This window comes from Parvibaculum sp. (genome assembly GCF_046297875.1).
Classification (GTDB): Bacteria; Pseudomonadota; Alphaproteobacteria; order Parvibaculales; family Parvibaculaceae; genus Parvibaculum.
In genome coordinates this window covers 1,501,190-1,524,649 of sequence record NZ_JBKBHD010000001.1, presented here as the reverse complement: position 1 = coordinate 1,524,649, position 23,460 = coordinate 1,501,190, and the positions used below count along the sequence as shown (strand labels likewise).

The window sequence follows — 23,460 nt, the reverse complement described above, 5'->3', positions numbered from 1 at the left end:
CCGGCGCGGCCGCAAGATGACAAGGCAGCACCATGCCTAACGTCGTGATCGTTCAGGCACGCATAACCTCGACGCGCCTGCCCGGCAAGGTTCTCGAGGACCTGGCCGGCAAGACCGTACTCTGGCATGTGCTGACGCGCTGCGCCGCCATTCCCGGCATCGACATCGTCTGCTGCGCGGTGCCGGAAGGACCGGAACAGGAGCCGGTCGCCGCGGAAGCGGAAGCCTGCGGCGCGACGGTTGCCCGCGGTTCAGAATATGACGTGCTCGACAGGTACTACACCGCCGCACGCGGCCTCGGCGCAGGCAACATCATGCGGGTTACGAGCGACTGCCCCCTGATCGATCCGGGGCTTTGCGGCGAGGTTCTCGCGGCACTTCTCGCCGACCCTTCTGCCGACTACGCAGCCAACAATTTCGTTCACCGCTATCCGCATGGCCTCGATTGCGAGGCTTTTACATGGAAAGCGCTGGAACGAGACTGGAAAGAGGCGAGCGATGCCTATGACCGCGAACATGTGACGCCGTGGCTGCGCCGCGTGGAAGGCGTGAAGCGCATCTCGCTTGAGGGCCCCGACGAGGAACTCGGCAAGCTGCGCTGGACGCTCGACTACCCCGAAGACCTTGAATTCTGCCGCGCGCTTTTTCCCCTGCTCGGCGGCGGCATTCCGCCCTGGACGGAAACGCTGAGGATTTGCAGGGAGAACGCCGAACTTCAGGAATTGAACGCCATAAGACGTCAGCGCTGACGCCCCAAGAACCTCGATACGAGGACAGGCGGGCCGGATACGGGAAAAGAATGAAAACGCTCCTGTTGGGAAGCACCGGTATGCTGGGACAGGCGGCCGCGAAGGAAGCGCGGCGGCGGGGCCTTGTGCTGCGCGAGGCCGCCCGGCGGAACGCGGAAATTGCGCTCGACATCGCGGATGAAAAGGCGCTGTGCGAAACGCTCGAAGCGGAGAAGCCCGCTCTCATCTTCAATTGCGCCGCGCTCACGGATCTCGATGCCTGCGAGCGCGACCCGCTTGCCGCATGGCAGGCGAATGCGCGTCCCCTCGCCTTCCTCGCAGGCTGGGCGAGGACAAACGGCGCAAAGCTCCTTCACATCTCGACGGACCAGTTCTTCACCGAAGGCGGCAGCGCCGTGCATGACGAGAAGGCCCCGGTGTCTCTCGTCAACGAATATGCACGGAGCAAATTTGCGGGCGAGGCTTTCGCCCTCACGGATGCAAACGCCCTCGTGCTGCGAACGAGCATTGTCGGCATGCGCGGCTGGGAAAAACCGACCCTGGCGGAATGGGCCATCGGCATCGCGCGCAACGACCGGCCCGCGACGCTCTTCAGCGATGCCTGGTCGTCCTCGATCGACGTCGCAAGCTTCGCGCGCGCCGCCTTCGACATGGCCGAGGCCGGGGCCTGCGGCCTCTACAACCTCGCCGCAAGCGAGGTCTACACGAAGGAAGAATTCGTGCGCGAGATTGCCCGCCAGATCGGGCACACTCTCACCCATGCGATTTCCGGTTCCGTGCAAGGGCTCATGACCGCCCGCGCCCATTGCCTCGGCCTCGACAGCGGCCGCGCCGAAGCGCTGCTCGGCCGCAAGATGCCTATACTTTCCGAAGTGGTTGCTTCCGTTCTCCACCAGTACAACGAGACATCGAGCCATGAACTACGACACATCGCTGCGCATCGGCACGCATGAAATCGCGCTCGACGCGCCGGCCTACTTCATCGCCGACATTGCCGCCAATCATGACGGCGATCTGGAGCGCGCGAAGGATCTGATCTGGAAGTCGAAGGAGGCTGGCGCCGACTGCGCCAAGTTTCAGCACTTCGTCGCAGGCAAGATCGTGAGCAAGGTGGGTTTCGAGGGCCAGAAGGGTCAGGTCTCGCATCAGGCGAAATGGAAGAAGTCCGTCGTGGAAGTCTACGACCAGTATCACACGCGCCGCGACTGGACGGATGAGCTGATCGAGACGTGCCGCAAGGCCGATATCCACTTCATGACGACGCCTTACGACATCGAGGCGGTGGACATGTTCCGCGATCTTGTTCCCGCCTTCAAGATCGGCTCGGGCGACATTACCTTCCATGAGGAAGTCGAGCATATTGCGAAGACGGGAAAGCCCGTGCTGCTGGCGACCGGCGCAGCGGACATGAAGGAAGTCGAAGATGCGGCCGCCCTCATCCTGAAGCACAACCGGCAGCTCTGCCTTATGCAGTGCAACACGAACTACACGGGCAGCCTCGAGAATTTCAGATATGTGAACTTGCGTGTGCTGCTGACCTTTGCGGCGCGCTGGCCCGGCATGGTGCTGGGCTTCTCCGATCACACGCCGGGACATTCCGCGGTGCTTGGCGCGGTCGCGCTTGGCGCGCGCGTGGTCGAGAAGCATTTCACCGACGACAATTCGCGCGAAGGCCCGGACCATTCCTTCGCACTCAACCCCGTGACCTGGCGTGCCATGGTCGACGCAACGCGCGAACTCGAAGCGGCACTCGGCGATGGCGTAAAGCGGATCGAGGCGAACGAAACCGAGACCGTGGTGATCCAGCGCCGCGCGCTCCGCGTGAAGTCGGATATCGCCGCAGGCACGACGATTTCCGCAAATGATCTCGAGGCGCTGCGGCCCTGCCCCGCCGGTGCTGTATCGCCGGATGCGCTGGCGAAGGTTCTCGGCAAGCGGCTCACCGTTGCAAAGGATGCGGGGAAGGAACTGCTGTGGACCGACCTCGCCTAGCGATCCTCATTCCGGCATTCCGCGAGGAAGCGACCATCGGCAAGGTGGTGGCGGCGGCACGCGACCATGCCGATGTGATCGTTGTCGACGACGCCTCTCCCGACGCCACCGGCGAAAAGGCCGCGGAAGCAGGCGCAATCGTCATTCGAAACGAGACCAATCTCGGCTATGACGGCACGTTGAACCGCGCTTTCGAGGAAGCGATGAAGCGCGGCTACACCCACGCCATAACGATGGATGCGGATGGCGAGCACGATCCGGCACTCGTCGCCAAATTCAAGGAGCTGCTGACCGGTGAGGGCGTGGCGCTTGTCCTCGGCGTTCGCCCGCGCAAGCAGCGCCTCGCCGAAGTCGTGATGGGACTATATGTCCGCCTCCGCTTTGGCGCGGGCGATATTCTCTGCGGCATGAAGGGCTACGACCTGAAACTCGCGGCGGAAAATGGCGGCTTCGACCACACAAATTCCATCGGCACGGAACTCGCGATCAATTCGTTGCGGCGTGGTGCGAGGTTCAGGCAAGTCCCTGTCAGCGGCACGAGACGGCAGGATGCACCCCGCTTCGACCGACGCCTGCGAGCCAATCTGAGGATCCTCGTGGCCCTCGGAAACATCATGCGCGACGACGCGAAGAACCTCTTTGGCCGCTCGCGCCGCCACGCAATGGAAAGCTGATCCGTCCTACTTCTCGAGCAGAAACCAGGTCAGATCGTCCTGCGGGAAGTAATTGTCGCGGTGATAGAGGAAGCCGTAATCCCGGAGCTTCAGACCGAAGCGGTCGATCAGCTCGCCGGCGAAATCGCGCTTGAAGAGCCTGTTTTCATGGCCGCGATAATTCACGGTCACCGGCGTCGGATTGTAATATTCGACGACGAGGATATAGCGGCTCGATAGAGCGTTGAGATTGTCATAGACCTTGCCGAGCTCATCCGGGTTGATGTGGATGAGCACACCTGAGGTGAAGGCAAGATCGAACTGCCTGCCGAGCGATAGCGGCTCAATGATCGAGCCCTGATGAATTTCCGCGACGCCAAGCTCGCGCGCCTTGCCGACGGCGACCTCGTTGATCTCGTAGCCGCAGAGATCGAAATCCTTGTTGAGCCGCTTCAGCGCCTGCAGGTTGAGCCCGATGTTACAGCCAAGCTCGACCGCAGACCGGATGCCCGGCGCGGAGCGCAACACCTGACCGAACTTGACGGTATTGGCCGCGAGAAGGCGCTCGCCCTGATTGCGTTCGATATAGGCCTCGCCGAATTCGCCGGACCAGAAATTCTCCTGCTCAGTCCTGTAGACCATGCGCCTTGCCCCCCGTTTTGAGCCAACCATCCGCTGCCCGTGCAACCCGTTAACTATACCAGTCAGGGCTTAACGCATCGTCAGCAACTTTCCGGAATTAACCCTCGCGCGCCGCCCGAAACGGGACAAAAGAGGCTGGCGCACAACTTGCGCTCTCACGAACCGACTGTCGCATTCGGACACAAGTGGGCGTGAGTATCGTGACTGCAATCGAAAAACACATTCCGGCCTTCAGCTCGGCGACCCCCGTCGCCACTCCCCCCGTGGAAGGCTTTGAAGGCACCTATAGCGAGGTGCAGGGCAAGGGCACACGCCTGACGCCGCTTGCCGACCGTTTCATGCTGCTGATAGGCGATATCGGCGCGCTGGCGCTTGCCCAGTTCCTCGCCGCCTCGATCGCTTTCGGCGTCAACGTGCAGATTTTCAACACGGAATTCGGCGCTTTCCAGACCGATGAGCTTATCTCGCGCCTCCTGACCATCGGCTTCCTCGTGATGCTGCCGATCCTCTGGTGGGCAGCCAAGGGCCATTACTCCAAGCGCACCCCCTTCTGGTCGGAAGCCAAGGAAATCGTGAAGGCAGTGGCCCTCGTCGCACTGGTCGACGGCTTCCTGCAATACATCACCAAGGACTATTTCTCCCGCCTCTGGATGCTTCAGGCCTGGGCCTGGGCACTTGTGCTGCTACCGGTGACCCGTATCGGGATGAGACATGTCCTGAAGCGGTACGGCAGCTGGACCGCACCGGTCCTGCTGATCGGCTCGAAAGAGAACACCGACGATGCCGCCCAGGTGCTCGAGGACGAGCCTTATCTCGGCTATGAAATCGCCGGCGCGCTGGACCTCGCCGAACTCACCTCCGAGGAAAATGCAGCCCGCCCCTCGAGCCTGCTGTATCAGGCCGGCGGCCAGCTCTCGGCAGCCTTGAAGCTCGCCTGCGACCGCCACGGCGCTCGCTTCGTCGTGCTGGCCCCGTCGCCGGAGGAAATGGGCCGCCTCGACCATATCCTGCGTGCGTTGCACCGCGCCCGCATCGCCTTCTCGATCATTCCGCCGGTGAAGGGCATTGGCGTGATGGCGCTCGAGACTGGCAATTTCTTCAGCCACGATCTCGTGATGCTGACGCTTGCCGACAATCTGAACCGGCCCATGTCGCGCATCGTGAAGCGGAGCTTTGACCTCGTCGTGGCAAGCCTAGCGCTGGCGGCGCTTGCGCCTTTCTTCTGGGTCGTCTCGGCGCTGATCCGCCTCGACAACGGACCCGCCTTCTTCGCCCATCGCCGCGTCGGCGAAAAGGGCCGCGAATTCATGTGCCGGAAGTTCCGCACCATGCATGTCGATGGCGATGCGATCCTGAAGGCACATCTGGAAAGCAACCCGCAGGCAGCCGCCGAATGGGCGCGCGACCAGAAGCTGCGCAAGGACCCGCGCGTGACGCCGGTCGGCGAGTTCCTGCGCAAGACGAGCCTCGACGAGCTGCCGCAGCTCATCAACGTGATCCGCGGCGAGATGAGCCTGGTCGGCCCTCGGCCCGTGACCTATTCGGAAGTGCTGCGCTATGGCGAGGACGCGGAATATTACCTCTCGGCCAAACCCGGCATCACCGGCCTCTGGCAGGTGAGCGGCCGCAACGAGACGACCTATATGCGCCGCGTCGAACTCGACGCCTGGTATGTGAAGAACTGGTCGCTCTGGCAGGACATCGCCATCATGTTCAAGACCTTCCCCGCAGTCCTGCTGCGCCGCGGCGCCTGCTGAGATTAGAAAGCCTCGTCATTGCCGGATGCGCCGCGCTCACCCGCGCGGCGCATTCGTTTTTTCGCCTGATAGTCCTGCCAGCGGCGGCCGAACCGCACGATGGTAACGCGCCGCCAGCGCCGCCCGCGCGGATTGTCGATGGTGAGCATGGTAAGGCCGATGGGGATGGCGGCCGGGCCCGGCGGCCCGGGCACGAAGCCGAGCAGGACGAGCACCGTCCCGAGCCCCACCCGCCCGGTACGGCTTTTCGGCACCGGAATGCGGTATTTGCCGAACCTGATCCTCATGAGCATTTCCCGACTGGCGGCGCTTTCCGGCCATATAGGGCGCGGAAAGGGAAGATATAGGCCCCGGATCGGCATTTACCGCACCTGAACCCGCAGATTGCCAAACAAACTATTTGAAGAGAACGCCATGTTGGCAAAAAATAGCGTCCTGAACTGGTAATTTCATGAATCCGGGATTGCAGATGTCCGCCCCTGAAAAAGCGACGCCAAGCAAGAGCCAGAGCAAGCTCCCCTTCGCGGCCCGGAACATCCGGTTCGAGGCCGGCGAGGAACGCTTCTGGTACAATGGCGACCCGGCAGTCTCGGCCTATTTCAACGCGCTATCGGCGCTGTTTCCGGCGGGGGAAACCTTCTTCTGCGATTCCGTGCGCGCGCTGCGCGACCGGGTGGATGACCCGAAACTGCAGGTCGAGATCAAGGAATTTCTGGCGCAGGAAGCGATCCATTCGCGCGAACACCACCTCTACAACAAGCGCATCGAGGCGTTCGGCTACCCGATGGACAAGCTTGAGCGCCGCTCGGCGCAGATGCAGTCGGTGGGCTACTGGCTGCCGAAGAAGCTGCAACTCGGCTTCACCATCGCGCTGGAGCACTACACGGCGATCATCTCGGGCTGCCTGCTCGATGTGCGCGATCATTTCCGCGCCCATGTCTCGCAGAAGGATTACGAGTTCTGGATCTGGCACTGCATCGAGGAGACGGAGCACAAATCCGTCGCCTATGACATGCTGCGCTCGATCACCTCGCCACTCGGCTTCTATCTGATCCGCGCCTTCTCGCTTTTTGCCACCACGTTGAGCTTCAACGCGATTCTGATGTGGCACATCTGGACGCTGTTGAAAGTGGACGGACTGCAATGGAATGCACGCGCCTGGGGCCGCATCCTGCACTACCAATGGGTCTTCCCCGGCGCATGGCGCGTCTGCTTCCCGGCCTGGATCGGCTGGCTGAAGCCGGGCTTCCACCCCTGGCACGACGACAACCGCCAGCATGTGGCCACCTGGAAGGCCGAACATGGCGAGGCGGAAAAGGCGAACGTCGCCTAACCGCGAAGCGAGAGCCACGCATCGCAGATCTCGATCATCCGCTCGCGCCCGAAGCTCGGATCATGCCCGCCATGAACCGTGGCGACCTCCATGTCGCGCAGCCTCTTGATGGTGCGGCGATAGGCAGCGATATCCGAGCCCGGCAATTCATCGAGCAGCGGCCCGTCATAGATCGCATCGCCCGAGAAGAGCGTTTTCGTCGCCGCCTCGAAAAGCCCGATCGAACCCGGCGAATGGCCGGGCAGATGAAACACGGAAAAATGGCGGTCGCCGAGATCCACCACGTCGCCCTCGCCGACAGTGCCGGTGGCCTCCACCGACCGCACTTCATATGAGGCGATGTCGTAACCCTCATGCGGCAGCGCATCGATGAGCGCCCCGCCCTCCTCCGCGAGACTATAGCCCGCAAGGCTCGCACGGATGTCTTCCGGGAAACGGGCTATGTCGAGCGCGGCGAACTCGCGGTAGTCGCGCATGAGCGGCGCCTCGATTTCATGCATGAGGCGGCAATCGAATTCATGGAAGGAGCCCACATGATCGTAGTGGATATGGGTCGCAACCGCCGTGACGGGCTTCGTGGTGAGCTTCGCGACTTCCGCGCGCAGCGAGGCGACGCCCGTGCCGGTATCGATCAAGAGATCGCGGTCACGGCCCGCCACATGCCAGATGTTGCAGCGGATGAAGGGATGGACATGCGGCTCGTAAAGGAGCGTCACCCCATCGCCAAAGGATTGTTTCTCGAACCAGCGACTGGCGATTTTCAAGGCCACACCTCCACCAACGGCGACACGATGCCGTGACAGAATTGTGAGCCGCGAGCGGGCATTACGTCAATTCGTCCGCAAGGACGGCCAGCCGGACGGCGGGAGGCGCCGCCCGGCCGATGCGCGCATGCGAAGCGGAAACAGCTACAAAACCAGAGACACGATGCCGATGGTGCCGACGGCAAGAAAAACGCCATAGGCAACGGGCACGAGCTTTCTGTATTTCCGCTGCTTCCAGAAGCGCCGCGCGGCCTTGGGCGGGAGGATCGCCGAAAGGCCGAGCAGGCCGCCATCGCCTTCCTCGTCATCGTCGAGGATGCGCACCTGGGCTGCAATCAAGGCCCCGCGATGTGTGACGAGACGCGCGCATTTGATCTCGCCGGAAATGCGGCTCGACGAACGCAGGATGACCTCGCCTGCGCATTCGAGCGCGCCATCGAAAGTGCCGGCGATTTCCGCACGCAAAACGGAAGCCTGTCCTTCCACGCGGCCGGTCGCACCGATGGAGAGCTGCGTCGCCCTCAGATCGGCATTCACCGCCGCACCATCGACGAACATCGCCCCCTGGGTCTCGAAGGAGCCTTCGAGTACGCTGTTCTCGCCGATGGTGATGTCTTCATTGCCGGCGCGCAGCAACCGGACCGGCACATCGCCCCGGCGCTGATGCGCTGCCTCATGTTTTCCGCCCGGATGATCGGCAGAGGCCGACGTCTTGATGGTTTCGCTGAGTGACACGTTTCATCTCCTCTTCGCATGTATCGCATTCCGCCATGCGGGATCGCTCACGATCCGCACACGTCAAGACTGCGCTCATGCCGCTGTAAATTCTCTTGCCAGAAACGGGAGATGCATCCGCCGCGGCGCAAAACGCTGCAGAAGAGGAACCGGATTGGAGGAAAGTAGCGGGCAGCCCGCTATTCAGCTGCCGGCTTTTTTACTTCGCGGCCATAGACATCATCGAAGCGAACAATATCGTCCTCGCCGAGATAGGCGCCCGATTGCACCTCGATGATGCTGAGCGGTTCCGTACCGGGATTGGCGAGGCGATGCGTGGTGCCAAGCGGGATATAGACCGACTGGTTTTCTTCCAAAATGCTCACCTTGTCGCCGACGGTGACTTCGGCCCGCCCCTTCACGACCACCCAATGCTCAGCGCGGTGATGATGCATCTGGAGCGAAAGCGAGGCGCCGGGATGGACCATGAGATGCTTTACCTGATGGCGCTCACCGGAATCGAGCCCTTCATAGTAGCCCCAGGGTCTGTGCACACGGGTGTGGAGCTGGTGTTCGGTCCGGCCGTTCGCAGCCAGCCGGTCCACAATCGCCTTCACCTCCTGCACGCGGTCGCGCGAGGCGACAAGCATCACATCGCCCGTCTCAACGATGATGAGGTTTTCAACGCCGACCGTTGCGACTAGGCCGTTCTCGGCGCGGATATAGGAGTTTTTCGTATCGGCGGTGAGAACATCGCCTGAAACGACATTGCCGCTCTCGTCCTTCGCGCCGATCTCCCAAAGCGCGCTCCAGGAGCCGATATCGCTCCAGCCCATATCGGCGGGAACGACAGCGACATTCGCAGCATGTTCCATGACCGCATAGTCGATGGAGTTCGACGGCGAGGCTCCGAAGGCCTCGGCATCGAGCCGCAGGAAATCGAGATCGCGGACACCCTTGACCACGGCCTCGCCAGCCCGCGCGGCAATTTCGGGGCAATGCGCGCGCATTTCATCGAGGATCGTATCGGCGCGGAACATGAAGATGCCCGCATTCCAGTCATAGCCGCCTTCGGCGAGATAGGATTTAGCCGTCGCAAGATCGGGCTTCTCGACGAAACGCTCGACGGCGAAAGCACCCGACCCGCCAATTGCCTTGCCGCGCTTGATATAGCCATAGCCGGTCTCGGGCCCAGAGGGCAGCACGCCGAAGGTCACGAGATGACCTGATTCAGCGAGCTGTTCGCCTTTGGCTATCGCATCGAGAAAGGCATCCACATTGGCGATGTGATGATCGGCCGGCAGAACCAGAAGAATGCCCTTCGGGTCATGCCCCTGCACGAATGAGGCTGCGGCGGCAGCAGCCGGCGCCGTATTCCGGCCCTTGGGCTCGAGGATATGGGCAAGCGGCGCGATACCGGCGTCGCGCATCTGCTGCGCGATGATGAAACGGTGCTCGTCATTCGAGACGATGATGGGCGCCGCAAAGCGCGCGCCGTCCCTGACGCGCAGCGCTGTCTCAAGCATCATCGGAAGGTCGGAGACGAGCGGCAGAAGCTGCTTCGGGTAAAGCGAGCGCGAAATGGGCCAGAGGCGCGAGCCGACGCCGCCCGAAAGAATGACTGGATAGATCATGGCGCTTCTGCCCTGCCCGAATTATCTGCCGCCCCCCGAGAGCGGGTGCCGCAAATTCTAGTCGAAGGCAATCCTCTTTTCACCCCGGCATAGCGAAAACGGTTAATGCCACCGGAAATGAGGGGTTTTACCGAGGATTGTCCCGTCCTGCCAGTTATGCGGCCAAATGACTCAACGCCATATTTGGGCCAGTATATGAACTCGGGCAGCATCCCGGGCGGATGCGAGGCCCGGGAGACATGCCCATGCCCGCTGAGTACGGAAACCCGATGACGCCGACGAATGAGGCCAGCGCCAGTGCCGAATATGCCCGCCGGGCAAGAGCGATCCTCTTTGTTGGGCTGTCGGTAGCCTTTATCGGCTCGGTATTGGGCGTTGCCTTCGCATTTGTTCCCGGATCGATAAGCAACGCGGAACTCAGGCTCATTGGCACTTGCGGCCTCGTATCCGGCATATTGCTTCTCGTTCTCGTCATGAAGCCGGCAGACCGCCTGCCGCTTATTGCCGCCGCAGCATCCATATTTTTCGCCTTCTATCTGGCCGCCGGTTCGCTCATCGCCTTTTCCGAGACGGGCGAACTCGTTCTGATGTTCCCCTACCTCTTCTGGTACTTCCCGCTCATTGCCTTCAACAAATTCACCAACTCGGGCAAGAGCCGCCGCCTGGTCGATTATCTGATCGTTGCATCCGCGGTATTCGTCTTTGCCGTCTATTTGACCACGGTGGATATTGAACATTACGCGCTGCAACTTGGTGCGCCGTCTGTCTTCGTCCTGAGCTTTGTCTCCTTTGCTCTCTTCCTCAATCTCTTTGCCCAGTACCGCGAACGCTATGTCGCCGAGGCAGAACGGCTGCAGGCGCTGGAACGCGCAAGCGCATTGATGCGCCTGAACGATGAGAGGCTGCAGCGGCTCTTCGACGAGTCCGGCACGGGTATCGGATATCTCGGCACCAATGGCGTCATCGAATCCTGCAACAAAACCTTCCTCGCGATCACACGCTTCGACGCTTCGCTGGGCCGTTCCTTTCAAGAGATCCTGCAGCCCGAGGATCGAGAGGTGTGGCAGGAGGGCTTCTCCGCGCTTGCAGAAAGGAAAGTTCCGTCATTCGTCTTTGAAGGGCGGCTTGTCAGCAATGGCGCGCAGCCGCCTATTCTGCATGCGAATTTTGTCCTCATGCCCGCGAGTGAATTCCAATCCGATGCCATCATGTTCATTTCCCGGGATGTAACGACGCAACGCGCGGCAGAGGAAAGTTTGCGGCAATCACAGAAAATCGAGTCTCTTGGCCAGCTTACCGGCGGCATCGCCCATGACTTCAACAACCTGCTGACCGTGATTCTCGGCAATGGCGAAATGCTCGAGCACGATCAGACGATCAGCCCGCGCGGGCGACAGCTGGCGCAGACGATCGTGACAGCCGCAGAGCGCGGTGCGGATCTGACGAAGCGCCTCCTCGCCTTCGCCCGCCGCCAGCCGCTTGAGCCGAAAGTCATAGACGTCAACAGGCTCATCAATGGCATCGAGGGTCTCCTGCGCCGGACGCTCAATGAGGATATCGACCTTGAGATCGCGGGTGCGGGCGGCTTGTGGCGCGCGGAAATCGACCCCGGTCAGCTCGAAGCGGCGCTCGTGAACCTCGCTGTCAATGCACGTGATGCCATGCCGGAGGGCGGCCGCCTTACCATCGAAACGTCGAATGCGATGCTCGACGACAGTTACGCGGAAGCGAACAATGATGTGAAGCCCGGTCAATATGTGATGATTTCGGTAACGGATACCGGCACGGGCATGACCAGGGAAACGCTCGAACGCGCCTTCGAGCCCTTCTTCACCACCAAAGGCTCGGGACGGGGAAGCGGGCTCGGGCTCAGCATGGTCTTCGGCTTCGTGAAGCAGTCTGGCGGACATGCGAAGATCTATTCCGAGCTGGGCGAAGGCACATCCATAAAGATCTACCTGCCGCGCTCCCACGCGGCGGGCGAAGCGGCCTATGTGCCCGCCGGCGCGGCACCTGAATCAACCGGCACGGGACACATCCTCGTCGTCGAGGATGACGAGCTGGTCCGCCAGAATGTGCTGCATCAGCTGGCCGATCTCGGTTACCACGTGACCGGCGCCGAGAACGGTGCAAAGGCACTCCACATATTGAAAGCGGATGAGAGTATCGACCTGCTGTTTACGGATGTGGTGATGCCGGGCGGCATGAACGGGCGTCAGCTGGCAGAAGCGGCAGCGAAGCTGCGCCCAGGCCTCAAAGTGCTGTTCACATCAGGCTATACCGAGAATGCAATCGTCCACCAGGGCCGCCTCGACCGGGGCGTTCAGCTCGTGAGCAAGCCCTACCGGCGCGAGGAACTCGCTGCGAAGATCCGCAAGGTGCTGGACGCCTGAACCGGCCTAGCCACCATGCGCCGCGACGGCCCCGCCGCTCATGCGGCGCATATCGGCCTCGACCATTTCGGCCACCAGTTCCTTGAAGGTCGTCTTGTGCGTCCAGCCGAGTTCGTCGCGCGCCTTCGAGGCATTGCCAACGAGCGAGTTCACTTCCGCCGGGCGGTAATAATTCGGGTCGATCTCGATCAGCACCTTGCCCGATTTCCGGTCGATGCCCTTCTCTTCAAGGCCAGAGCCTTCCCATTCGATGGGGCGGCCGACCATCTCGAAGGCAAGCTCGGCGAAGTCACGCACGGAATGTTCCTCGCCGGTCGCCAGCACATAGTCGCCCGGTGTCTCCTTCTGCAGCATGAGCCACATGCCTTCGACATAGTCGCGGGCATGGCCCCAGTCGCGGCGCGAATTGATATTGCCGAGATAGAGCCGGTCCTGCAGCCCGTGATGGATCGCGGCGACGGCGCGCGTGATCTTGCGGCTGACGAAATTCTCGCCGCGGTTCGGCCCCTCATGATTGAAGAGGATGCCGTTCGAAGCATGGAAGCCATAGGCCTCGCGGTAGTTCACGACCGTCTGGAAGGCGAAATGCTTGGAGATCGCGTAGGGGCTGCGCGGCCGGAAGGGCGTCGTCTCGCTCTGCGGCGTTTCCTGCACATTCCCGAAAAGCTCAGATGTCGACGCCTGATAGAAGCGCACACTCTCGCCCATATCGAGCAGGCGGATCGCCTCAAGAAGACGCAACACGCCGGTCGCGTTCACATCCGCCGTATATTCCGGCTTGTCGAAGCTCACCTTCACATGGCTCTGCGCGGCAAGATTATAGACCTCGTCGGGCTTCACATCCTTCAGGACGCGCAGAAGGCTGCCGCCATCCGACATGTCGCCGAAATGCATTCCGATGCCTGTGGCAGGCGCGCAATCCTCGTTATAGAGATGGTTCACCCGGTCGGTATTGAGCGAGGAGGAGCGGCGCATGAGGCCGTGGACCTCATAGCCCTTCGAGACCAGGAGATCGGCCAGATAGCTGCCATCCTGGCCCGTGATACCCGTAATCAGCGCAACCCGCTTCGTCATATTCAGACGTTCTCCCGACATGGACAATCAAGGCCGGCAATTGACCAGCTCACCACCCCCGACCGACTGTTCCCTGGGAATGCCTTGGGGTCTGAAGGCGTCTCTAGATACATGGATTTTACCCGCTCGGAAACAGGCGGTGTGAAGGCGGCTTGCGGTGCGGCTGCCCCCATGCCAAAAGTCGCTATGGAAAGCAAAATTCCTTACTGATATGAGTTACTTAGCCGTCACATTGCGCCGCGAGACCTGAATGACCCAGATGCCCCGCAAAGCCGTTTTCCCCGTCGCCGGCCTCGGCACCCGCTTTCTGCCCGCGACCAAGGCAGTGCCGAAGGAGATGCTGACCGTCGTCGACAAGCCAGTGATCCAGTATGCGGTGGAAGAGGCCGCCGAAGCCGGGATCGAGCATTTCGTCTTCGTGACGGGGCGCGGCAAGGGCACGATCGAGGATCATTTCGACCTCGCCTATGAGCTGGAAGCAACGCTTAAAGCCCGCGGCAAGACAGCGGAAATTGCGATGCTCAAAACAAGCCGCCCGGCGGCGGGCGCGGCCAGCTTCGTCCGCCAGCAGGAGCCCTTGGGGCTCGGCCATGCCGTCTGGTGCGCACGCGACATTGTGGGCAATGAGCCCTTTCTGCTCGCGCTGCCCGACATGCTGATCCACGCCCCCCGCGGCTGTTTCGCGCAGATGATGGATGTCTATAAAGCCCATGGTGGCAATGTGATCGCGGTCGAGGAAGTGCCGCAGGAACATGTGAACCGCTATGGCGTGGTGGCGCTCGATCAGAAATTCGACGAGCGCACGCATCGCATCACCGGCATGGTGGAAAAGCCGAAGCTCGAGGACGCGCCCTCGAACCTCATCATCTCGGGCCGCTATATCCTGCAGCCCGAAATCTTCGCGAAGCTCGAAATCCAGAAGCCTGGCGCGGGCGGCGAAATCCAGCTCACCGATGCCATGATCAAGCTCATCGCGGAGCAGGATTTCTTCTCCTACCGCTTCAAGGGCACGACATACGATTGCGGCGACAAGATCGGCTTCCTTTCGGCCAATCTGGCGCTTGCCCTTTCCCGCCCCGACATTGCGCCAAAGTTCCGGCCTGTCGCGGAATTGTTACTGAAAAAGTAGATAGCTCTCGCCGAAAATTGCCGCTTCCTCCAACGCTGAAGAGATTTTCCGATGAAAATTGCCATGATCGGCACGGGCTATGTGGGCCTCGTCTCCGGCACCTGCTTTGCCGAATTCGGACATGATGTCGTCTGCGTGGACAAGGACGCGGGCAAGATCGAGCGCCTGAAGCGCGGTGAAATCCCGATATTCGAACCGGGCCTCGATGCACTGGTTGCCGGAAATGCGGGTGCTGGGCGTCTCACTTTCACGACGGATATCGCCGAGGCGGTGAAAGATGCCGAAGCCATCTTCATTGCGGTGGGCACACCGAGCCGCCGCGGCGACGGACACGCGGACCTCACCTATGTTTTCGCGGCCGCCGAAGAGATTGCCGGCAATCTCGATGCCTATGCTGTCATCGTCAACAAATCGACAGTGCCAGTGGGCACCGGCGACCGCGTGGAAGAGCTGATCCGGGCACGCCGCCCCGGCCTCGACTTCGATGTGGCCTCAAACCCGGAGTTCCTGCGCGAGGGTGCTGCCATCGACGACTTCATGAGGCCCGACCGCGTCGTCGTCGGCACATCGTCGGAACGCGCGCGTGAAGTGATGCGCCGCATCTACCGGCCTCTCTTCCTCAACGAAACGCCCGTCCTCTTTACCGACCGGCGCACCTCCGAACTCACCAAATACGCAGCAAACGCCTTTCTCGCCACCAAGATCACCTTCATCAACGAGATGGCCGATCTTTGCGAGGCGGCAGGTGCAAACGTGCAGGACGTGGCGCGCGGCATCGGCCTTGACGGGCGCATCGGCAAGAAATTCCTTCATGCTGGCCCCGGCTATGGCGGCTCCTGCTTCCCGAAGGACACCAAGGCGCTGCTGCAGACCGCACATGATTTCGGTACATCCGTTTCGATTGTCAATGCGGTGGTTCACGCCAATGACGCGCGCAAGAAGCGCATGGCCGAACGCATCGCACAGGCGCTGGGCAACGGCCTCGCTGACAAGCGCATTGCCGTGCTCGGCGTGACCTTCAAGCCAAATACCGACGACATGCGCGATGCGCCGAGCCTCGACATCGTCCCCACGCTGCAGAAGGCGGGCGCCAGCATTGCGGCTTTCGACCCCGAAGGCATGCACGAAGCGCGGCAATTGCTCCCGCATGTGGAGTGGGCGGAAGACGCCTATGGTACGATGAAGGACGCAGATGCACTCGTGATCCTCACCGAATGGAACGAGTTCCGCGCGCTCGACCTCAAGCGCGTAAAATCGCTGCTGCGCCGCCCGCTCATCATCGACCTGCGGAATATCTACACGCCGGCCGAAATGCGGGACGCCGGTTTCGAATATCACTCGGTGGGACGGGTGCCGGTGAGGGGTTGAGAGACCGCAGGGCGATCGCCGCTGCTCAATCCTTGTAGTAGTCGCGATACCAGTCGATGAACCGCGCAACACCGGATTTCACCGGTGTCCCAGGCCGAAAGCCGGTCAGCCTTTCAAGCAGCGAAATGTCGGCCCATGTCGCAGGCACATCGCCCGGCTGAATATCCATGTAGCGCTTTTCGGCCTTGCTACCGATGGCACTTTCAATCGCCTCTATGAAATCCATCAGCCGAACTGGCGACGAATTGCCAATATTCACGATGCGGAACGGCGCGACTGGAGAGAGGCTGTCTCCTTCCGGCACGTCACTCGCATCAAGTAGCCTTACCGGAGAGGCATCGATCAGACGGCGGATGCCTTCGACCAGATCGTCTATGTAAGTGAAATCACGCTGCATCTCGCCATGATTGTAAACATCGATTGGCTCGCCCGCGAGAATGGCGCGTGTAAACTTGAAGAGCGCCATGTCTGGCCGTCCCCACGGCCCATAGACCGTGAAGAAGCGAAACATCGTCGTAGGTATATCGAAGAGATGGGCGTAGCTGTGCGCCATTGCCTCATTCGCCTTCTTCGTCGCCGCATAGAAGGACATTGGCGTATCGGCTTTGTGCACCTCCCTGTAGGGCATTTCCTCGTTCGCGCCATAGACGCTTGATGTCGATGCGAGGAGAATATGCTCTGGCCGCCAGGCGCGCGCGGCCTCGAGAAGTTCGAACGTGCCAACAAGATTTGCTTCGACATAGGACCGGGGTGCGTCAATCGAATGGCGTACACCTGCCTGGGCCGCAAGGTGCACGACGACGTCCGGCTTCTCGCTTGCAAACAGGTCCATCAGGCACCCAGGCTCTTCTAGCCGCGACTCGATGGCCTGAAAATGCTGCGATTGACGCAGCATCGAGTGACGCCGCTGCTTCAGCCGGACATCGTAATAGTCGGTCAGCGCGTCGAGACCGATCACCCGAAATCCGTCATCGAGCAGGCGGCGGCAAAGGTGATAGCCGATAAACCCGGCAGAACCTGTCACGAGAGCGGTACGCATCTATTTATCGATTCCTGTGAGATCGGTCGCAGTGGAGCCTGTGAGTCAAGCGAGCTTCCGCTCAGGCTCGACCGCCCTTTCGGGATTATAGCCGGAGACAAGCTCTGCGAGCATCTTTCTGATGCCGGCGATGTCGCCTTTTTCCATCGATGCCATGAGGAACCGCAGCTTCGGCTCGAGAACGCTCCATGGCAGGCAGGCTTCATGAGCCTTCATGATACGGACATGATCTGTCTTTTCCGGATTGTCGCCAATCAGCAGCTCCTCATAGAGCTTCTCGCCGGGACGAAGGCCCACAACCTCTATTTCGATATCGCCGTCGGGGTTGCTTTCATCCCTGATCGACAAACCTGAAAGGGCAACCATCCGGCGGGCAAGATCGGCTACTCGAACCGGCTCGCCCATATCGAGCAGGAAAACATCTCCTCCACGGGCCATCGCGCCTGCCTGAATGACAAGCTGGGCCGCTTCCGGGATGGTCATGAAAAAGCGCGTCACCTCTGGGTGCGTCAGGGTGATCGGCCCGCCATTCCTTATTTGCTGACGGAAAAGCGGGACAACGGAGCCGGAAGACCCGAGAACATTGCCGAAGCGGACCATCGAAAAGCAGGTGCCGCGGCGATTGCCGCCTTTCGCGCTATCGGCGCCAAGACTTCTCTGTTCATTGTCGAATGCCTGCAGCACCAGTTCTGCAAGCCGCTTGCTCGCACCCATGATATTCGTCGGGCGAACCGCCTTGTCCGTGCTCACAAGAACGAAATTCTCGACCCCGTGATCCCGCGCCATATAGGCCGAGACCCAGGTGCCCCAGACATTGTTCCTGATACCCTCAAGCGGATTTGCCTCAACCAGCGGCACATGCTTGTACGCCGCCGCGTGATAGACGGTATTCGGCGAGTATTTGGAGAATACGGTTCGCATTCTCCTCTCGTCCTGCACCGAGCCGAGCAGCGCAACGACCTCGACAGGCTGGCCGCCCCGCTGCCGCTCGATGCCGCGCAATTCCTGCTCGATCTGGAACAGTGCGAATTCGGTCATTTCGAAAAGCAGGATCTGTTTCGGCCTGCATTCCAGAATCTGCCGGCAAAGCTCGCTGCCGATGGAACCGCCGGCGCCCGTCACCATGACAACCTTGTCGCGGATATGGCGGTGCAGGAAATCGAGATCGGGCGCAACCGGATCGCGCCCAAGCAATTCGTGAATGTCCGGCTCACGAATATCACTCACCTGCACCCTGCCAGAAGCGAGATCGTCGATGCTCGGCATCGTGCAGACGCGGACAGAGTACTTCTCGAGACCTTTCATGATCCGGCCCCGTTCGGAGCGGCTGATCGACGGCATTGCAAGGAGGATATCGGTGACGTCGAGCCTTGAGATAAGAGATCCGACCATGTCCGGGTTAAAGATGGTCAGACCGTTCGCGACATGCTTGTGAAGTGCGGGATCGTCATCGAGGAAACCGACAATTTCGCTCGTACCTTTGGAAGCCAGCGCCGCAGCAAGCTCAAGGCCCGCCGTGCCTGCCCCGTAAATCAATATCCGCTGCTCCTCCGCTCCGTATGCCTTGGCGGAACCGCGTCCCAGCATATCGCGCGCGATGGCTCGCGCCGCGATCACAACGATGAGAAACAGAGCGGGCTGGAAGATGCCCACTGTGCGGGGCACCCCTGGAACACTGATGAGAGTGAAGATCGTCGCAAATATGACGCCATAGATGGCGACCGCAGAGGTGATATTCCCCATGGCGCGCCAGCCGGAAAACCGGAAGACCGCGCGATAAAGTCCGAGACGTTCAAACAGCGGTATAGCGATGCATACGGACGCGGCAACTGGCCAGAGATAGGCGCCCTGCAAGGTGACAAAGCTCTCCAGCCGAAGGACCAGAGCCGCCCAGACCGTGAATACGGCAAGAAGCGCGTCGACAAACGCGGCAATGCCCCGCTTGACCCCTCGCGGCAGCGAAAGCAGGACACCTGCCAGACGGTCGCTTGCCTTTCGAAAATTCAACATCGGCTATTCCCCAATCCGACCGCCACCATCACACCAAACCTGTAGCCTCAGTTTGGCTCTCACGGATTTACCGTGGCCGAGGCCCTCCTCAGTATCCTGACAATATACTGTTTCCGGACAAAATTCGCGCCGCGTCAAGCGGACGCGGCGGCCACCCTAGATTGCCATCATCTCAGCGGCGGCACTCCGATTGCCAAATTCGCTGCAACATTCAGGCTGTTAACTTTAATGACAATCTTCAGATGCCAATTGGCGCGGCCCTGTGTCTCAAAATCGTCACTCCGCCTCCGGGCAGCAGGCCTTCCTCTTGTAGCCGTCATCCATTTACGCCAATCGGGCAGCCCCATTGAGCAAACAGAGATCCTCATCCGGAACGGAGCCCATTACTGGCTCATTCCACCCAGTTCAGCTGCCTTCCTTGCAAGCCGAAGATGATTGGCAGAAAGCTCCGCCGCGGTGGCTTTCGAGAATTCTTCGCAACACCGCCGCAGCGCCTCGATTTCCGCACGCAAATCGATGTCTCGCTCCAGGTCCTGCAAAGTCTTGATTCCATTGTGAAAGGCACGAGACAGGATGACCCATTCCGAACCGAGCCGGACATGCTCCCCAACGATCCATTCTGCCGGCAGATTTCCGTGTCCGATGCGGCCAACACCGCCAATGCCGAACGGCACTCCGGCTTCGCGGCACAGCGCCGAAGGTCCATCCAGAAGCCGGCCACCGAGAACCTCGAAAAGAAATGAAAGCTTCATATCGAGCGCTAGGTCGTTGAGCCCGAAATGGACCCTGTCACCGGACGAAAGAAGCGGCAGGATGGAGGGAAGGCGCGACAGAGCTGCCGCTGTTTCAACAAGTAGTGTGACAGGAACGCGACCCGCGACAATATTCTTGAAAACCTCAACGTCGTCAGGCGTCCGAAACATGGGTAGCATCAGGCGATCTGCGCCAGCCACTACCGCACCTTCCACTTCGCCGGCAGTACCCTCCCAGATCGGATTGAGGCGAACCAGAAGTTCGGATCGCGTGAGCAGCGGCGCCAGCCTCGCAACATCGTCGAGCGTGTGTTCGGCCCGATGAGTGTCAAGATGACCCTGCCGCTCCGCCTTTCCGCGCGACTCCATGTCGACAAAGATGGAATCCACACCGCATGACTCCGCATGGAGGGCGACATCCGGCGAAACCGTGATCAAAAGCGTGTTGAGGCTCGGCATAGTTCCGTGTTCAACCTTTTTCGGTCTGCCTTTGTTTTGCGCGCATTTCGTCGCGATAGTCCCGCCAATTCTGGCCCTCCTCGCCATAGATGCCCTTGCCGGTAAGCACAACATAGACTGTCAACAGCATGAGCTTGATGTCGTAGAGAAATCCCTGATCGCGCACATATTCGGCATCGGCCGCAAGTTGATCTAGCCAGGCCAGACTGCGTCGCCCCCGCACCTGCGCAAGACCGGTGAGGCCGGGTCGAACATCAAATCGCGTCATGAATTCGGATGGCACGGCCTCAAGCTGTTCGGGAATGATGGGGCGCGGCCCCACGATCGACATGTCGCCACGAAAAATGTTCCAGAGTTGTGGCAGTTCATCCAGCGACGTCTTCCGGAGAAAACGGCCTGACCGGGTTATGCGCGGATCCTCGCTGGTGGTAATTACCCCTTCCTTGTATTGATCGATGCTGTCGGGATCCCTCTCGAACATCGTACGAAACTTGAGCACCCTGAATTCTTTCTGACCAATTCCGATTCTTCGTTGCCGGAAAAGCGCGCTGCCAGGGCTGTCCAGCCTGATCCACAACGTCAGCAGAAGCAGCAGCGGCGACAACACCACCAGCGCTCCTCCGCTTGCGACAATGTCGAATATTCGTTTGATCATACGGCAGGTCCAAATAGCCAGTTGCGAAACTGAGAGTATCAGCTGAGCGGACTCTGAATACTCAGGAATTGCGGTTAGTTTGCTCAGTCATTTCCTGTTGTTGCGTAGTTGGTCGTCTCTTGTCAGCAATGCGGTTCTGCAGCGTCTCACTGTCTCGCGATCTCCGCCAATTGCGCGATCTCCATTTCCGCCAGCATCTGCCCGGCCACATGGCCGACGGTAAATCTGGCCTCCGCAATTTCGCGGCTACGGCGCCCCATATCGAGGATCGCTTCAGGATTCTCTATGAAGTATAGCATCCGGTCGGCCAACGCCTCCGGACTTTGGGGCGGCACAAGCCAACCGTTGCACCCCTGTTCAACAGTTTCACGGCAGCCGACAGAGTCACACGTAACGATCGCTCGGCCTGTGCTAAGCGCCTCAAGGAGCGTCCGTGGAATGCCTTCCCGGTAATAGGATGGAAGCACCACCACGGAGGCGGCTGTCAGATAGCTTCTCACATCCCGAACACGTCCGGGAAATTCGACAACACCTTCGGCTCGCCACGCTTCGAGTTCGGCGTCGGATATCGAATTGACCAGAGTGGCATCACCGCTTCCCAAGGCGATGATACGCGCCGAGGGATCTTTGGCACGAACGATCTTTGCAGCCTCGACGAGATCGTAAATTCCCTTCTCTCGCAGAAACCGTCCCATGAACAGGAAAGTTGGCGGATCAGCAGGGGCCGAAGAGAACGGGTACTCGACTATGTCCACGCCTGAGCCATTCACCACCACCGATTTGACAAAACGACGGAAAAAGAAATTCCGGCGCAATTCAGCGCAATCATCCGGGTTCTGAAAGAAGAAAGCGCGGCTCAATGCCCCTGCTATCGCAAAGAGCTGCGTCACTCCCCAGCGGATCACGCGCACCCTTGTCGTAGCCGAACCGAAGAGATACCCCATGCCGGTCGTCAGGCAGTAGGTCTCTCTGACCCCCGCCAGCCGCGCTGCCGGTATTCCCAGCACCACCGGCTTGATCGCATATCCAAGGACAGCTTTTGGGCGTATTCGCCGTATGAGACTCAGAATTTCCATAAATCGCCTGATCTCAGCGACAATTCCCATTCCATGCCGGTCCAGTGCATAAGGCCAGACGGTCACGTTCAATGATTGCAGGTCTTCCCGAAATTCTTCATCCGGAACGAGCGCCCCGACAGTCAGGCCGCGTTTCTGCAACGCCTGGATCACAGGCTTCCGATTCACCGCCAGGGACCGGGAATTGGCGGCAATGAACAGGAAATCAACACCAGGCGTGTTCCCCGAGAGGCTTGACCGAACATCGTTCATCAGTATCCCCGATCCGGAAAGACTTCCGACTCAAGCGGCCGTTTTTCAATGAATGCAGACATATTGCGAAACACCAGATCCAGACCAAGGTCATGCCCTTCGGCAAACAATCCTGAAACATGCGGCGTGATCAGCAGGCGCGGCGTAGACCACAATGGCGACCCGGCCGGTAGCGGCTCAATCGTAAACACGTCGAGCGCCGCTCCCCGTAGGTGTCCCGTTTTCAGGACCTCAATCAACGCCTGTTCATCCACAAGATCACCACGCGCAATATTGACGAATATCGCGCCCTTTCTCATAGCCCTGAAGACGCGCGCGTTGAAAGCCTGACGGGTTTCCTCGGTCAACGGAAGTGCACAAAATATGTAGTCGTACTCACCGGCAATATTCTCAAGCGCCGACAGAGAGAAAGTTTCGCCAAAGGGCTCTCTTGCTTCCGGAGTCCGCGCAACGGCGTCCGCGCGCCCACCCATTGCACAAAAAGCTGCAGCTACACCCTGTCCGATTGCGCCTGCACCACAAACAAGGAGCCGCTTTCTTCTCATCTGCGCCAAGGGAAGGCGCGACCATTCTCGCGCGCCTTGGGCTGCTACGAAATGGTCCAGGTTCTTTTCGAAGTACAACGCCACAGCAAGAAAGTATTCCGCCATCGCACTGGAATGAATGCCGCGCATGTTGGTGATCTTGAAGGCAACACCGCCTTCACCCAGAGCCTGCAAAGTCTTGTCGAGGCCGGCGCTCAAAAACTGCACCCATCGCAGCGCGGGCGGTCTCGACGAGAGGTAGCGGATCAGGTCGGACGACTCCTGCCCAACAACAATCTCGGGATTGACGCTCTCAAGCGCAGCCAGATCGGCACAGGGCACCAGGCTGACAGAACCCGAAAACGGCGAAAATGTCTCCTTCAACCGGCGCATCCAGTATTGCATCCGGTCTTCCGGAAATGACACCCCGACATTCATGGCTGCACCCGCGTGGCACCGGAAATATGGCATTGGCACATGGCGCTATCGCA

21 protein-coding genes are annotated in these 23,460 nt (G+C 60.3%); 9 read left to right on the top strand and 12 right to left on the bottom strand.

Annotation, left to right across the window (positions count from 1 at the left end):
- The first annotated feature begins 32 nt into the window (after positions 1 to 32).
- From ACK4FH_RS07480 to ACK4FH_RS07465, 4 genes are read left to right on the top strand one after another with little or no spacing between them, the layout of a single operon-like run.
- Entirely contained in the window at positions 33 to 749 is a 717-nt protein-coding gene (locus ACK4FH_RS07480) for a cytidylyltransferase domain-containing protein (RefSeq protein ID WP_409812317.1), read from the top strand.
- 50 nt (positions 750 to 799) lie between these two features.
- On the top strand, positions 800 to 1,702 hold the full coding sequence (locus ACK4FH_RS07475) for an SDR family oxidoreductase (protein WP_409812315.1): 903 nt from the start codon (positions 800 to 802) through the stop codon (positions 1,700 to 1,702).
- The gene (locus ACK4FH_RS07470; RefSeq protein WP_409812313.1) at positions 1,665 to 2,741 is read left to right on the top strand and encodes an N-acetylneuraminate synthase family protein; all 1,077 of its coding nucleotides are present in this window, start codon (positions 1,665 to 1,667) and stop codon (positions 2,739 to 2,741) included. Before ACK4FH_RS07475 ends, ACK4FH_RS07470 begins: the two co-directional genes overlap by 38 nt.
- Positions 2,723 to 3,415 carry a glycosyltransferase family 2 protein gene (locus tag ACK4FH_RS07465; protein ID WP_409812311.1) on the top strand — a complete coding sequence of 231 codons (693 nt, stop codon included), beginning with the start codon at positions 2,723 to 2,725 and terminating at the stop codon, positions 3,413 to 3,415. Before ACK4FH_RS07470 ends, ACK4FH_RS07465 begins: the two co-directional genes overlap by 19 nt.
- Before the next feature lie 6 nt (positions 3,416 to 3,421).
- On the opposite strand, the gene ACK4FH_RS07460 is transcribed toward ACK4FH_RS07465, so the two are convergent.
- Positions 3,422 to 4,036 carry a pseudaminic acid biosynthesis-associated methylase gene (locus ACK4FH_RS07460; protein WP_409812309.1) on the bottom strand — a complete coding sequence of 205 codons (615 nt, stop codon included), beginning with the start codon at positions 4,034 to 4,036 and terminating at the stop codon, positions 3,422 to 3,424.
- 191 nt (positions 4,037 to 4,227) lie between these two features.
- On the opposite strand from ACK4FH_RS07460, the gene wbaP reads away from it, so the two are divergent.
- Positions 4,228 to 5,793 (top strand): undecaprenyl-phosphate galactose phosphotransferase WbaP, encoded by a 1,566-nt coding sequence (gene wbaP / locus ACK4FH_RS07455; RefSeq protein WP_409812307.1) that lies wholly within the window; start codon positions 4,228 to 4,230, stop codon positions 5,791 to 5,793.
- 2 nt (positions 5,794 to 5,795) lie between these two features.
- Here wbaP and ACK4FH_RS07450 read toward each other — a convergent pair whose 3' ends face one another.
- Positions 5,796 to 6,080 carry a hypothetical protein gene (locus tag ACK4FH_RS07450; RefSeq protein ID WP_409812305.1) on the bottom strand — a complete coding sequence of 95 codons (285 nt, stop codon included), beginning with the start codon at positions 6,078 to 6,080 and terminating at the stop codon, positions 5,796 to 5,798.
- Between the two features lie 182 nt (positions 6,081 to 6,262).
- Between ACK4FH_RS07450 and ACK4FH_RS07445 the strand changes: the two genes are divergently transcribed.
- Positions 6,263 to 7,126 (top strand): metal-dependent hydrolase, encoded by an 864-nt coding sequence (locus tag ACK4FH_RS07445; protein WP_409812303.1) that lies wholly within the window; start codon positions 6,263 to 6,265, stop codon positions 7,124 to 7,126.
- Here the strand turns inward: ACK4FH_RS07445 and ACK4FH_RS07440 are convergent.
- From ACK4FH_RS07440 to ACK4FH_RS07430, 3 genes are all read right to left on the bottom strand, one after another.
- Positions 7,123 to 7,896: an MBL fold metallo-hydrolase gene (locus ACK4FH_RS07440; protein ID WP_409812301.1), complete on the bottom strand. Its 774-nt coding sequence runs from the start codon at positions 7,894 to 7,896 to the stop codon at positions 7,123 to 7,125. The two genes, ACK4FH_RS07445 and ACK4FH_RS07440, sit on opposite strands and share 4 nt — an antisense overlap.
- 138 nt (positions 7,897 to 8,034) lie before the next feature.
- A complete protein-coding gene (locus tag ACK4FH_RS07435; protein WP_409812299.1) occupies positions 8,035 to 8,625 on the bottom strand; it encodes a polymer-forming cytoskeletal protein in 591 nt (196 codons plus the stop codon).
- 179 nt (positions 8,626 to 8,804) lie between these two features.
- Positions 8,805 to 10,238 carry a mannose-1-phosphate guanylyltransferase/mannose-6-phosphate isomerase gene (locus ACK4FH_RS07430; protein ID WP_409812297.1) on the bottom strand — a complete coding sequence of 478 codons (1,434 nt, stop codon included), beginning with the start codon at positions 10,236 to 10,238 and terminating at the stop codon, positions 8,805 to 8,807.
- A gap of 245 nt (positions 10,239 to 10,483) precedes the next feature.
- On the opposite strand from ACK4FH_RS07430, the gene ACK4FH_RS07425 reads away from it, so the two are divergent.
- A complete protein-coding gene (locus tag ACK4FH_RS07425; protein ID WP_409812295.1) occupies positions 10,484 to 12,631 on the top strand; it encodes an ATP-binding protein in 2,148 nt (715 codons plus the stop codon).
- 6 nt (positions 12,632 to 12,637) lie between these two features.
- Here the strand turns inward: ACK4FH_RS07425 and gmd are convergent, their stop codons facing one another.
- Entirely contained in the window at positions 12,638 to 13,705 is a 1,068-nt protein-coding gene (gene gmd / locus ACK4FH_RS07420; RefSeq protein ID WP_409812293.1) for a GDP-mannose 4,6-dehydratase, read from the bottom strand.
- Between the two features lie 250 nt (positions 13,706 to 13,955).
- Here gmd and galU point away from each other — a divergent pair, with 250 nt between their 5' ends.
- Both galU and ACK4FH_RS07410 read left to right on the top strand, forming a co-directional pair.
- On the top strand, positions 13,956 to 14,834 hold the full coding sequence (gene galU, locus ACK4FH_RS07415; RefSeq protein WP_409812291.1) for a UTP--glucose-1-phosphate uridylyltransferase GalU: 879 nt from the start codon (positions 13,956 to 13,958) through the stop codon (positions 14,832 to 14,834).
- Between the two features lie 51 nt (positions 14,835 to 14,885).
- Positions 14,886 to 16,202, top strand: coding sequence for a UDP-glucose dehydrogenase family protein (locus ACK4FH_RS07410; RefSeq protein ID WP_409812289.1), 1,317 nt, complete (start codon positions 14,886 to 14,888; stop codon positions 16,200 to 16,202).
- A gap of 25 nt (positions 16,203 to 16,227) precedes the next feature.
- Here the strand turns inward: ACK4FH_RS07410 and ACK4FH_RS07405 are convergent, their stop codons facing one another.
- The 6 genes from ACK4FH_RS07405 to ACK4FH_RS07380 form a co-directional block, all read right to left on the bottom strand.
- A complete protein-coding gene (locus ACK4FH_RS07405) occupies positions 16,228 to 17,241 on the bottom strand; it encodes an NAD-dependent epimerase/dehydratase family protein (RefSeq protein WP_409812287.1) in 1,014 nt (337 codons plus the stop codon).
- 45 nt (positions 17,242 to 17,286) lie between these two features.
- A complete protein-coding gene (locus ACK4FH_RS07400; RefSeq protein WP_409812285.1) occupies positions 17,287 to 19,251 on the bottom strand; it encodes a polysaccharide biosynthesis protein in 1,965 nt (654 codons plus the stop codon).
- Between the two features lie 383 nt (positions 19,252 to 19,634).
- Entirely contained in the window at positions 19,635 to 20,462 is an 828-nt protein-coding gene (locus tag ACK4FH_RS07395; protein ID WP_409812283.1) for an aldolase/citrate lyase family protein, read from the bottom strand.
- 10 nt (positions 20,463 to 20,472) lie between these two features.
- Positions 20,473 to 21,117, bottom strand: a complete 645-nt coding sequence (locus tag ACK4FH_RS07390) for a sugar transferase (protein WP_409812281.1) — start codon at positions 21,115 to 21,117, stop codon at positions 20,473 to 20,475.
- A 146-nt stretch (positions 21,118 to 21,263) separates the two neighbouring features.
- Positions 21,264 to 22,445, bottom strand: a complete 1,182-nt coding sequence (locus ACK4FH_RS07385) for a glycosyltransferase family 4 protein (RefSeq protein ID WP_409812279.1) — start codon at positions 22,443 to 22,445, stop codon at positions 21,264 to 21,266.
- Positions 22,445 to 23,407, bottom strand: a complete 963-nt coding sequence (locus ACK4FH_RS07380; RefSeq protein WP_409812277.1) for a D-2-hydroxyacid dehydrogenase — start codon at positions 23,405 to 23,407, stop codon at positions 22,445 to 22,447. The genes ACK4FH_RS07385 and ACK4FH_RS07380 overlap by 1 nt, the downstream gene beginning before the upstream one ends.
- Between the last annotated feature and the right edge of the window lie 53 nt (positions 23,408 to 23,460).